Annotated in this window: 7 protein-coding genes; all 7 read right to left on the reverse strand. The window is 43.8% G+C overall.

Annotation, left to right across the window (positions count from 1 at the left end):
- Positions 1-143: 143 nt before the first annotated feature.
- On the reverse strand, positions 144-2,255 hold the full coding sequence (locus NBH15_RS09855) for a right-handed parallel beta-helix repeat-containing protein (protein WP_233566722.1): 2,112 nt from the start codon (positions 2,253-2,255) through the stop codon (positions 144-146).
- 104 nt (positions 2,256-2,359) lie between these two features.
- Complete coding sequence (locus NBH15_RS09860; RefSeq protein ID WP_250822575.1) at positions 2,360-4,258, reverse strand: glycoside hydrolase family 97 protein; 1,899 nt, start codon at positions 4,256-4,258, stop codon at positions 2,360-2,362.
- Positions 4,259-4,370: 112 nt separating this feature from the next.
- A complete protein-coding gene (locus NBH15_RS09865; protein ID WP_250822576.1) occupies positions 4,371-6,080 on the reverse strand; it encodes a RagB/SusD family nutrient uptake outer membrane protein in 1,710 nt (569 codons plus the stop codon).
- Positions 6,081-6,091: 11 nt separating this feature from the next.
- Positions 6,092-9,343 (reverse strand): SusC/RagA family TonB-linked outer membrane protein, encoded by a 3,252-nt coding sequence (locus NBH15_RS09870; protein WP_250822577.1) that lies wholly within the window; start codon positions 9,341-9,343, stop codon positions 6,092-6,094.
- Positions 9,344-9,549: 206 nt separating this feature from the next.
- A complete protein-coding gene (locus NBH15_RS09875; protein WP_250822578.1) occupies positions 9,550-10,506 on the reverse strand; it encodes a FecR family protein in 957 nt (318 codons plus the stop codon).
- Positions 10,507-10,516: 10 nt separating this feature from the next.
- On the reverse strand, positions 10,517-11,128 hold the full coding sequence (locus tag NBH15_RS09880) for an RNA polymerase sigma factor (protein ID WP_128133070.1): 612 nt from the start codon (positions 11,126-11,128) through the stop codon (positions 10,517-10,519).
- A 269-nt stretch (positions 11,129-11,397) separates the two neighbouring features.
- Positions 11,398-13,623: a carbohydrate-binding protein gene (locus tag NBH15_RS09885; RefSeq protein ID WP_158579632.1), complete on the reverse strand. Its 2,226-nt coding sequence runs from the start codon at positions 13,621-13,623 to the stop codon at positions 11,398-11,400.
- Positions 13,624-13,682 lie beyond the last annotated feature (59 nt).

Raw genomic sequence — 13,682 nt, forward strand, 5'->3', positions numbered from 1 at the left:
AAGCTATATCGTTATTAGTTAATAATGAATTTGATACAATACAAAGTTAACTAAAATGGTATAGCTTTTGTAGTGCTATCTCGTGCTATCCGTCTTTTCCGATTTTAAACATAGGAACTATTTTTTTCATACGACAACTTCATTTATTCAAGCGTAGAACCTATTTTATCATAAGGAATCTCTTCAAATCCATTGATCCGCTTAAATACGTCCGCCCCTTTCCTAAATCCCTTCAAAGGGTCGGAAGCATCTACAAATCCCGGATCTTCATTGGTCGTCCAGTTGTTCCAGAACTCGCCCCATTGGCTATTGCCACGTAGGACATTCGTTACCTTATAAAACAGGTTTCCATGAATCCGGTTCCGCTTCGGGAAAGCGGGGTCTTCCTGCCAATAATTCACCAGTTCGGGATAAGCCACGCTATAAGGCGGTTGCGTATAATTAACGGCCTGAAAACGCTCGTCATAAATTCCTCCTTTGTCAAGCATACTCTTCGCCCAATTCTGCAAACGATTGTCTATATGGATAGCTGTCGGCGAATCGATGAAAATATTATTGTAATAATGATGGTCCATCCCTCCGCCAATCAATACAGGCAGAGACCCTGCTTTAAAATAAATATTTCCGTAGACTTCGCTTCCACAGGCTCCGTCATCATGATAGGTGGCTGTCACCCGATGACGGGGACTCAACTCATGGAAATAATTGTAACGAATCACATTTCCTCTTTCCGACGGATCACGACCATAGTAAATAGCCCCTTGATCGTCTACCTCCTGACACACCTGCGTGATGTCGCAATATTCAATTACATGCTCATTGCCATGAAACAAAATAGCCATACTGGGAGCGTCCGATATGTCGCATCGGGTAACCCGGTTTCCTACGCCATCCATCCAAACACCCGGGCGGTATGACTTTTCAATACGGTTATATCGGGATATCTTACAATTCTCCACAAAATTATCCGAACGTTCCAGCGTCAGACGATTCCCGCCTCCCAGGCTGACACCCCCGGCACCGGTATTATAGATATAACAATCTTTCACGCCATTATGCTTTCCCGCTTGCCTATCCAACACCGTGTTTTCATAAATCTTTCCCATCATATCCCCGATCACGCGCCCGCACAATTCGCCACCGGCTTCCATGGCATGCTTGTGGAGAGGACTCTGTTTCTCCGAAGAATCCGTCCCCTTCCCGATACAGACACCCACGTTACCGAGATTACGGATCGTACATCCCTGTACCACGACATGTTCCGTGTTGTCCATATAAACACCTATACCCCGGCTATTTTCAATCGTAATCCCTTCGATAGTCACATTACGGCATCCTTCGATCGCTATCACAGGTGTTTCCAAAACAGTCAAGCATACGTTAGAGGACTTTTCCCCATCCGGCAAAAAATAAAACTTACGGCTTAACGGGTCCATCACGAACTCGCCTGGCCGATCTATTTCCTCCAATAGGTTCAAGGCAAACCACCGGCGAAAATCCGCCCCCGTAAAGAATTGGTAAGTGGTAAACATTCCCACATGGATGGTCGAATCTTCTGCGCGGATCGACCGAAGAGGAATCATATCATCGGCATATCCATATCCGAAATAACCGCCGATCCATATATTGTCCGTAGATTTCCATTGCGACGGACGTTCTTCCTGATAATGGAATACAGGTAACCGTCCGGCTTTTTTATCTTCCAAGCCACCAGACACGTCCACCCGCCCGATCAACGCCATTGAATCGTTCGGCCAGCGTGAAAGATGGAGCGGTTCCTTATCAACAATCAACTCCGACCACGAAGGCAACGATTTACGCCCGAAACCGGAAGGGTGAATATTCGCCAATGTATCCACAATACCCCGACAATCGACCTCCATAACCTTCCCTCGAACACTCTCCTGCAAACGGGCCAAGACTTTCTTGTCTTTCACCGGCCTTATCCGGTTCAAAGGAATCACCTTATCTCCCGAAACAGAGACATGCTCCCCTGCCCGGCTCCTGATCCGTAATGAGTTCCAAGCTCCTTGCCCTATTTCAATAGTCTTTTCCGTCCGATACTCGCCTCCCTTCATTTCTATGACAACATCCCCCGTGAGCCCGGAAGCTCTACGAATGGCCTGTTGCAAAGAGGTAGTTCCGGGGTTAACCGTAATCGTTGTCGGTGAATCATGAGATTCGTCCGCCCCATATACAAAGACAGTTCCACCCAACCAAAGAGCTACCACAGAAAGTAGATATTTCAACTTCATAATCTATCTATCCTTTTTATATACTTACTATTTTACATTCAGCACAAAAATAAAAGCAACTATCACTATAAAAAATAGTAAATAGTTGCTTTTTACGTGGATTATTACTTCTTTTCCACCCGTTTGCAGGGCGTAAGATGTAACACACATCCGCTATCGCCTTCCACTTCCAACGTCAAATGGTCTTGTTCCTGCCATTTGAGTTCTTTTACGCGAACAACATCTTTCTTATTACCCGGCTGGTAATACAAGGTCGCTTTATAACGAGATGCCGATTTCAACATATCTGTCAGAATGGTAACCTGCCGTTTATCGCCGGCATTCAGGACGCTGACATACCAGTCGGATGCCGAACGGCGGGCAACTACCGCATACGAATCCATATCCCCTTCATAGAAGCGGGTATCATCCCATACAACAGGAATCGAACAATAAAAGTCGGTTATGGCATCCGTCTTAATCACCGATTCGGTTGAACCGGCACCTCCGTCACGTGCCGGAGCCTTGTAAGGACGGTCATACCAGAAAATAAACTGCCAGGGACTGTAAATGGCAATACGTTTAGCCAATTGAGCCGCACGACCGCCCATCTTTTCCGTGACCCTTTCGGCAAAGAAACAGTTTGTATTATCGCCGGCTCCACAAATCATACGGTTATACAATGTATAAACCGACTGATTCAAGTTCGGGCTTTCCTCATCTCCGCGGATACCTTCCTGCGTAATCAGGTTCGGATAGGTACGGGAATAACCGGTCGGACGGTATTCGTCGTGAACATCGACCATGAGTTCATATTTGGCCGCTTTACGGATTGCCTGATGCAGCCAGGCTGTCGAATATTGGTCGCCGACATTTACAAAACCGAATTTAATACCTTTGATTCCCCATTTTTTATACAGCGGAAGGATTTCATCCAACTGTTTATGCAAGGCCTTTTTGTTTACATAGACCAGGATCCCTACGTTTTTAGCGTTGGCATATTCAATCACTTTCGGCAAATCGAGCGGTCCTTTGGAACGCGCCGGGTCGACGATAACGGTTGTGGCATCCGAAAGCGTATCTTCTTCCGCACCGTACCAGCCGGCATCGAACTCGACATAAGCGATATTGTTTTCAGCGGCAAAGTCGATGGCGGCAAAAGAGCCGGCAGTGGTTAAAGTCACCTCACGGAGCACTTCTCCCGGTTTAATCCAGCTGGTATTCTGAATCTGGTTCGGTTCGTTCAGGTTCAACACCAAATCATTGTTCTGCACCAACTGTCCGGGATGGTCGGCCACCATCACATAACGCCAGGGAGACTGGTAACCGGCTAAATCAAGATTCACATGACCGGACAAGACAGACTGCACACCTATCCCCTCGTTACTCTTGCCCAGCTTCATGCGGGAATAATCCACCAAGGCAGCTTCGCCGATTGCCACAAACTTCCGGTCGTTTACCTGTATCACCTGCGGACGGTCTCCTACACCTTTCAGCGCACTCAGTTTCGTTTTAGCATAAGCGCCTTGCGCCATACCGGTCACCCAGGTATCGCAATCGCGGCTAAAGAGGAACTGCGTATTTTCGGCAGTCAACGTACAATTCCAGAAATCCAGCTTATCGAAGGCATACCGGAAAGCCAACCCTTCATCATACAAGCGGACGAATAGGGTCATTTCTTTTTGGTTCTGATCGGAGCGTAATAAAAGTTCCAGTTCGTTATACCGGTTTGTCACCAGCGAACGTTCCCCGTAAACCGGTTGCCAGGTCTGGTCGACCGAAGTTCTCGTCTGACCGGCTACCTGCCAGTTTCCGGCTAACATGTTTTCTTTCAGCTCCAGCTGTAATGTTTTCGCTTCCATGACTTTCTCCCCCTTGTCGGACAATGCAATCCGTACAGACTTTTCATTCACCAGGATATCCGCCTTCAATGTTTCCGAAGGGCTTGTCAATGGCAACATCGTTTGTGCACAAATCCATAAGGGTTGTAATAAGGCACACAATAACAAATTTACTCTTTTCATGATATTTCTTTTCATACTACCAACATCTGCCTAATTAAAAGGGTGTTGTACAAGCAATGGACGCTGCCACAACACCCTCTTTCAATATGTACTACAAAGGAACGAATAAATTTTAATATCCGTCATTCTGAATCAAACCACCTTCCTTGTTTGCTTCTATTTCAGAATTGGGGATAGGTAATTTATTCAGATGATCATCTAATTTATACCCGGCTTGGATAACCTTCGGGTTATATTTCATCAGGTATTCGACCAGTTTATTCATTCGCATCAGGGTATTCAGACGAAAATCTTCCATATAGAGTTCACGGGCACGTTCGTCCAGAATCAAATCAATATTTACATCTGAAGCTGTTACCGGAGTTGCGTTTGCCCTATTACGTACCGCATTTATGTCTGCGGCAGCAGCATCTGCTTTTCCGGCCAGCAAGTTTGCTTCGGCACGCAATAAATAGGTTTCTGCCAGACGCATAATATACCAGTCTTTATAAATACGGCCATTGTCATGGGTTTCTCCGCTCGTGGCATCTTTGAACTGTCCGTGATGCTGGGCGGTAACGACTTTAATAAAAATAGGTTGAGTAACCCGGAATAAGTCTTCTTTATTGCCTAACGTCTCTTCTGTCATCAGTTGACCGTAAAAACGGCTATTCGGGTTTGTCCAGTAATATTCACGCCGCATATTATATTTGGAGTTACGCATATCACGCTCCCAATCTCCTTTGTACTGCCATATTTGATTGGCAGCATAATCTGTTATGGAAATCTGATCTACCGGACGTCCGCTTAAGACATCTTTCAACCAGTTCGGATTGCCATCGGCATCTTTCAAGTTCCACCACATTGTTCCTATCCAACGTTCCAAAACAAAATTTCCTCCGGAGACACCCACATTTCCGCCTCCTTCCAGTTCTACATCAAACTGTACATTCCAGATGCATTCCTTATTCCCGTCAATTCGATTAAAATTATTCTCTCTGAACAAATCCCAGTATACGTCACCCCAGCGTTCTTTCTCTCCCTGGTAGTCATAACCTTCGAATGTAAAATCTTTCAGTTTACCGAACCTCTCCGTCATCAAAGACATCGACGGATTGTCAATAACAGCGGTAGCCTGTTCCACCGCACCGTTATAATCTTTCATACAAATCAAAATCTCCGATAACAGATGACGGGCCGCTACATTTGAGGCTCTTCCTCCTTTTTGGCTATCTATTTCCGGCATCCACTGGATGGCAAACAATAAATCTTCTTTACATTGCTTATAGATTTCCTCCTGCGACACACTCTGGTAATTAAATTGGGGAGAAGTTGTTTCTTCCAAAACGACAGGTGCATTTCCCCACATATTAGCCAAAAAGCGGTAGGCGAACGCACGTAAGAATTTCGCTTCCCCTACAACCGCATTCTTTTCTTCTTCGGAATTCCATTTTACAAGCGAACTTTCTGCCCGGTTGATAATCACATTACAACTGTAAATATATCCGTATAACCGCTGCCACCATTTTTTAGCAAATCCGTTATCAGCATTCAATGTATTCCAGTAGAAATATTCCGGATATGTATCCGTACCGGAACGAGGACTGTTCAAATCTACATCAACCCCCATCAGGTCATAATTCTGCCAGCTATCCGTATTGGCATAAAAATCATTCCTGATGCTCAAATAGATATTCGCCAGGGCTGCCTCAAAACCTTTTCTATCCGTATATGAGTTTTCCGGTGTTAAGAAGTCCTTAGGTACCTCTGTCAATAAATCATAACATGAAGTCATGGACCCGGCAAGTACCAATCCTATAAATAGTTGTCTTATTACTTTCATTTTTAATCAGATTAGAAGTTAAACAATAAAGTCATTTGATATGTACGGATAGAAGGAGAAGATGAAATCTTCAATCCGGAATCCGTCTCAGGATCCAATCCATCCCAATGAGGCGCGAATGTGAACAAGTTGTCTGCACTCAGGGACAGACGCATGTTATTAAATCCGAACGGTTTCACGTAAGGAGACAAATCATAGCTTAAAGCAACCTTCTGCAATTTAATAAAGCTGCGGTCCATATATTTGGTACCCTTGTATCGTGCATTTGAATTATAGTCCAGACGGGGATACTTCGCTCCCGTATTCTGTGGTGTCCAATAGTCGAAAACAGTCCGGTTATGGGCTCCGCTGTTTATATATTCATCATAATAGGGCGTATTGTTGCCTGACAGGAAGTAACCGTTTCCACCCCAGATGGAATTAATATAAATCATTAGGGAGAATCCTTTATAATCAAACGTATTCGTCAGACTCCAACGGAAATTTTCTTTAGAAGTACCCAAGAACTGACGGTCTTTGTCGGAACTGATTTTCCCATCACCATCCACATCTTCCAACTTGTAGTCACCGGGACGCATACCTTCCATGATTGTACCATTGTCCACATCTTCCTGTTGCCACATGCCATTTACTTTATAATTGTAAATAGTACCTAATGTTTTTCCGATAAAGTAACCGGAACTGATCAGGTCATCCTCTTTTCCGTCACCATCATTATCTTCGCCATAAATAGTAACCACTTTATTCCGGTTCAGGGAGAAAGCAAAATCAGAAGTCCATCTGAAGTCTTTCGATTCTATATTTACCGAATGTAATCCAATCTCCACACCTTTGTTTCTAATCTTTCCTAAATTAGATAACATAGATGTTTTACCGGAAACAGAAGGTAATGACAAACTAAACAACAAATCCGTCGTATTGGTAAAATAGGCATCGACATTACCGGAGAGACGGTTATTCAAGAGAGAGAAGTCAATTCCCGTATTAAATCCGGTTGTTTTTTCCCATCCCAGATCATTCAAGGCAAACGAACTGATGCCCTGTGTAATCGAATAAGAAGGGTCTCCGGCAAAAATATACTTATTAGTTCCCACTTTAGCCAGCGTACTGTAAGGGTCAATCGACTGGTTACCGTTTGAGCCGTATGAAACACGCAGAGCCAGATTATTAATAGGTTCAACATCTTTCATAAAAGACTCATTGGAAATGTTCCAGTTCAAACCGCCAGAAGCGAATGTCGCCCATTTCCGGTTAACACTAAACGCGGAACAACCGTCACGACGAACCGTTCCTGTAATAGAATAACGGCTATCAAAAGTATAAGTACCCCGTGCCATCCAAGCTATCGCACCACTTTCACCGGCACCGGTGTCTACCGTTTGTTTCTTTCCATCTTCCAGTTTGTTATCACCTAAAATCGTATTATCGAAGTTTTCAGCATAGGCAGTTGTACTTTCCCAGGTGCGACGTTCCCGCGAGTACAGGAAGGTTGCATCGACATTATGTTTTTGATTAAAGGTGTTATTATACTTTATCATGTTATCCAACAACATGTTATAGTTGTTCTCATGCTTCCGTTCACCTTTACCGTTTTTCCCCTGGCCGGTCGTGGTATATTCGTCATAGAAATAATATTTCTCCGACCAGCGTAACGTATTCGAATAAACCATCTCATAAGACAATCCTTTCACCCAGGGAACGGTTATCTTAGCATTCAGGATAGCTCCCAGGATATTGTATTTTTCCGTATCATCGGTCTTCATACTCCAGAAAGGACTTTCAAAAGAAGTCGTTGTTTGCGGATATTGCAGGTAACGGCCTTCATCATCATATAAAGAGGCATACGGACTGAATTGTGCCGCTTTAGTCATCGAAGGAGAGTCGCCGGAATAATCGCGAATACTATAATTTGTTTTTACTCCCACTTTCAGCCAGCTTGTCAAATTGCTGTCGATATTGACACGTCCGGAAAAGTTTTTATAACGGTCGTTCATGACAACACCTTTCTGGTCGGTCAGTGCCGCTGAAATATAATAATTGGCAAAATCCGAACTGTTGGATATGCTGACATTAGCCTTTAAATTATAAGCATTCTGACGGAACAATTCATAAGGATCGCTAAAGGTCGGACGATGGTCTGAAGTGGCATTATAATTGTTAGCTTCTTCCGGTTGGAGATAAATAGCTATCTTCTCAGGATCGGCATCCAATCCGTTAGCCTCACGCACATCTAACAATTTTTTAAGATATCCCTGTGCATCATAGACTTTCAAACGTTTCAATTCATTGCTTATCCCATACGACAAATTCACTGAGAACTCCGGCTTAGAAGTTTTACTTCTACCCCGCTTCGTCTGAATCAGGATAACCCCATTCGACGAACGGCTACCATAAACAGCCGCAGCGCTGGCATCTTTCAAAACCGTAAAACTCTCGATATCTTCAGAGGGGATGTCTGCCAACGAACCGTCGTAGATAGCTCCATCCAATACGATCAACGGATTATTACCACCGTCCCGGGTTGAATTCTGGCCACGTATACTGAATCCTGCCACACTACCGGCTTTATTCACACCTCCGACATTCAGACCGGGAACCGAACCTTTAAGCGTTTCCATAATATTGTTTGTCGGTACATCTCGGTAAGTATCAATATTCGCTTTAGTAACAGAACCGGTTATCGCTTGTTTGTTTAGCGTACCATATCCAATTACGACCACTTCATCCAGGGTCTGTGTATCTTCCTGCATTTTTATCTTATAGACAGTCTGATTACTTACCGTTACTTCTTTGGTTGCATATCCGATATATGAAATCAGCAAAGTCATGCCCGGAGAGGCTTCGAGATTGAACTTTCCGTCCACATCCGTTATTGTTCCGGTTGTAGTCCCTTTTATCGAGACATTGGCACCGATAATCGGTTCGTTATTATCGTCGACGATGGTTCCGGAGACTCTTAAGGGATTGGCACCAGCTTTCTTTACAGCAAGATAAATCTGATTGTTATCTTTCTTCTCATAGATTAGTCCAGTCCCATTCAGCAGACGGCTCATAGCTGCATCTATCGACTGATTATTGACTTCAAAGGATACTGTTTTATCCAAATCAGGAAGTTGATTACTGTAAAAAAATCGGTAATCTGTGGCTTTCTCAATAGTACGTAACGCCTGCTTGATCGTTTGTTGCTTTACGTTGACAGTTACCTGTGCAAATACTGAAGTTGTGAGAAAGGCAGACAAACATATAGCCCCTACTTTTCTCATAATCTTTCTTTTTTGAATAATGGAAGAAATAGTTTCTGATTTTTTATTCATACTTTTGTGTAGTATTAAATGGTTAATTACCAGAGAGTGACTACTTGCGAATATTCAACTCTCTTGATTGACTAATGGAGGGGAAGGTGTTGCAAGCACTTTCCCTTTTTGCATACATGTGTTTTTTCTACGTCATATCGATAAAATTTAAAAGGTTAATCACTATAGAGTTCTATCACGTCATCTTTTTTCTTATAAGAGATAGAAGATGTAAATTGCAAAGCATATAGTGTTGATTGCAAGCTGGCATTTTTCAGTGTACCGGAGAAAGTAACGCTATTCAGTTTATCGCTTTTAATCTCAAACTTCACATTATAATTACGCTCCAGCAGTTTGATAATATTCAGGATCGGCTCATCGTTGAATACCATTTCATTATTCATCCAGGCGATAAACAACCGATCATCCTCCTCTTGTTTCTTTGTCATCCGGGTATCTGCCAACGAATAAACAGCCACTTCCCCCGGACTTAAATTAAAGGACTGGTCCGGCGATGAAACTATAACCGAACCTTCTGCCAGATAAGTCGTGATATTTTCATCATCAGGATAAGCATGGACATTAAATGAAGTCCCCAAAGCACGTACCTGAATATCGCCGGCTTTTACAATGAAAGGAGATTGGGCATCCTTTGCTACATCAAAATAGGCTTCACCGGTCAGTTCTACCTGACGCTGTTTCCCGTTAAAATGACTGCCGTAACGCAGTTTGGAATCGGCATTCAGATGGACTATTGTGCCGTCCGGCAGGGAAATGTCCGATTTTTGTCCGTGACCTACTTCTACGGTCATATCATTATATTTGGTTAACAACCGGTTTTCGTTCCAATAGAACAATGATATGGCAACGGCACCGAAAACTGCCGCGCAGGTAGCCATACGCATAAAAAACCTTCTGATATTTATCTTTGCAGGATTGACCGTTGCTGTGATAGCCTTAAAAATCCGCTCGTCTACCGAATCAGGCATATGACCGAAGGAATGATCCCATATTTCATCAAAATCATCCGTCCACCTGTCTGGATCATTCAACAGCCCGGCTAACTGACGTTTCTCACTTTCGGTAGCTTTATTGTCGTAGAATTTATCTAATAATTCAATCTGTCTGCTCATAGTTATTTCTTTAAAATAAGAATGAAAAAATAGGATAAAGTAATAAAGCTATACCATTCAGCAGGTCACCCCTGTTCGCTCTCAGCATCTGGGTAAGGAACTTCGTCGACTGTTTCAGATGACTCTCCACCGTGTTTTCCGAAATACCCAGCAGGCTGGCTATCTCCTTTTGCGAAAGATGCTCGATGTGTTTCAAACGATATACTTTTTGTCTGGCGGGTGGCAACATGGAGATGATACGCTCCACTTCCTCCAGCAACAGGTTCAACTCGACTTCATCCTCCACACAATTCTCGGCTACCCTGACATTCTCTATCTGTGAGATCATCAATTGTTCCTGAATACGTTTTGCCGTTTCTTTCAGGAACAGGTTACGGGATACCTTTTTCAGATAACCCTGAAATGAAAATTCAACCACAATCTTCTTCCGGTTCTCCCAGATAATGATAAATGTCTCCTGCACAACTTCCTCTGCCATCGAATAATCGCCGTGCGAAAGCCGGATGACAAACTGAAAGAGAGTATGTTTATATCTATTGTAAAGCTCTGTGAAAGCTTTAAAGTTATCAGACACGATCTCCCTCATTAACTGTTGGTCTGATAACTGCTCCATTTTGTGCATTCGTGGTATTTTTTCTATAAATGATACATTACATTATTACCGAATCTATATTAAGGATACTATACCGTTATAGTTTCCGTGATTCGACAGTCAATATTTAACATTGTTTTGCATATCAGATCTACGATAACAGGAAATACAATTGGTAGCACTATAATATCACCCGTCTTCACATAGTAGTGCTAATGGTACTGACACTACTATGTGAAGGCGGGTGACACTATAGTGCTGGCATGATGGCACTACTATGCCAAACATCCATATCGGTATCAAAGCCGAGGCCAAATCTTCCATTCCTGTTTACCCGGCTTTTCCACTTCTATAGGACCGGGAAAAGGAGCCGACTTCTTGCGCTTCTTCCCCCAATAATCAGTTGAAACCTTTAGCGGGCTTCCGTCGGGATCCGTAAACTCCTGTTGGGGGACAACCGCCTTTCCCAGCATACCGGTCGTAACGAGTTTTCGTTTCCCATGCTTCTGCCAATCCGGAGAGACATTCATCGACAAATACCAACCATCCGCCCTCTCTTCCAATTGAAGGTCCGGTTGGAATATAGAATCCGTCAATGCCGTGTTATCCGAAGAGGCAGCGACAGTACCTTCCAAAAAGATATTCCCATCGTACTTGACCGGATAATGGAACTCCTTCCAGTTTCCGAATGAAGCCTGCCCCATCAGCAGATTATTGTACCATTGCAGATCACCTCCTTTGCTCTCTATCTTTCCAGCCGACACAGTCCCATGAGGTTCATAAAAATAGGTATGGCGACCATCGCCATGGGCAGAAATAGTTCCACGAGCCAAATTATGTACACATGCCACCCCTTCTCCGATATTCAAAGATGTCTTCGACAATAGGATGTTATTTGCCAAAAGAATAGGTCCATGACAGACTTCAATGAAAATATCCTCCGTCTGGTCGTTATCATGGAAAAGATTCCCTATAACCTGGGCACCCTGTCCTCCCCAGTCTAACCAGAGACCTCGTATCGTACGATAGATATGATTGTTTTTCAAAACCACATCATTTGCAAAATGCAGTTTGATACCAGCTACCTCTTCACCGGTAAAGGTTTCCCCCATACAGATATCATGTATCTCATTTCCCTCTATCCGGCAAAAAGCTCCGCCGCTACACCCAACGATTCCAGCCTGGCCGCATGCATAAATATGATTATTGCGAATGACATGAAAACCGGCAGCCTCTTTTTTCCAGGATGCATTCTCAAAATAATCCAGCAATTCTTCTACCGTCTGCCCTCCATCGGGATCAGCATACACACGCGGAGGTAACTCCTGATAATGATGCGAATGCCCGAATGTAGGACGCCCTAACGAAATCCCGGAACAACGTGAGTTCCTGATTATATTATCCTCAATAATCCATCCTTTTGACCATCGCGGGCCAATAAGACCGGGTTGTTCAGCAGAAGGGGAAGCCCAATTGGTCGCTGCATTCTCTAGGATAAATCCGCGAACCGTAATGTAGTCGATACCGGTTTTATCCGGATAAAAGACTTGTGGGCGGACGGATATTTCAACAGGAGTATTATTCGGATCCATCCCTTTCGGGAATTGAGCCCAAATCGTTGTTTTTCCGTTCTCTTTAGCCTTCGGAGCCTTGACCACCAGGCAAATGTCGTTTTTCCCGGACAGTTTCCGCGCCATCTTCAGATGAAAAACCGAGAATGTTTCCCAATCACCGGTATTGGTCACAAGATACGTTCCCAGCAACTCACCGTTTGCATTTCCCAGTCTTACCTCCAACAAGCTTTCCTTGACCAACGTTGCCGCCTCAAAAGAAAGGGAATCCGTTCCTTTTCCAAAATCAACATCGTCGAAATACATGACAGAACCATCTTCCAGATACCCGAAAGGCCAACCGGCATCGGGCGAACCCCATTTATAACAAATAGCCTGGTCACCCCCCTCTACAGAGGCTTGTACAGAAGTCATCTTCTCTCCCCCGGCAGGACAAATCCAGCCCAAGTTCATCAACACCGGACCACCGTTTCCGTCCGTTTCCGCATACCAATAAGGCTGTCCGTCTATTGGTTCCAATATTTGCTTGAATGAAAAAGCTTCCTGTATCCGTTTCCCGTCCAGATAGACACTTCCCGTATGATTGGGGTTTCCTTTCCCATGATACCAACTTCCATATATCTGCTCATCAAAAGGATTTACCTCTCCGAAAAAAGAATCAGGAAGGGTTAGTTTCCAAGTATCGTTTTGTACTTTTTGCCACCCCGTAACAGGTTCAGAACCCGTTATCACAACTATTTCACCAGGAGCTGCCTGATAAACAATACGTTTTTCATCTGAAACACCACCTCTCGGAGGTATCACCCGTTCACGATACACTCCTGCATGGACAGTCACCACATCACCCGGATAAGCCTCCCGGGCAGCTCTTGCTATTGTCCGGAAAGGGGATTTTTCAGATCCATTATTACTGTCATCTCCAACCATTGAAACATGGTATTCTTTCGCAGGCAATGACAGACAATTAACGCAAAAACAACACAGATAAATTAAACAAAGAACTTTTTTCATCA

The sequence above is a fragment of the Parabacteroides caeci genome (assembly GCF_023656795.1).
Taxonomy (GTDB): Bacteria; Bacteroidota; Bacteroidia; order Bacteroidales; family Tannerellaceae; genus Parabacteroides; species Parabacteroides segnis.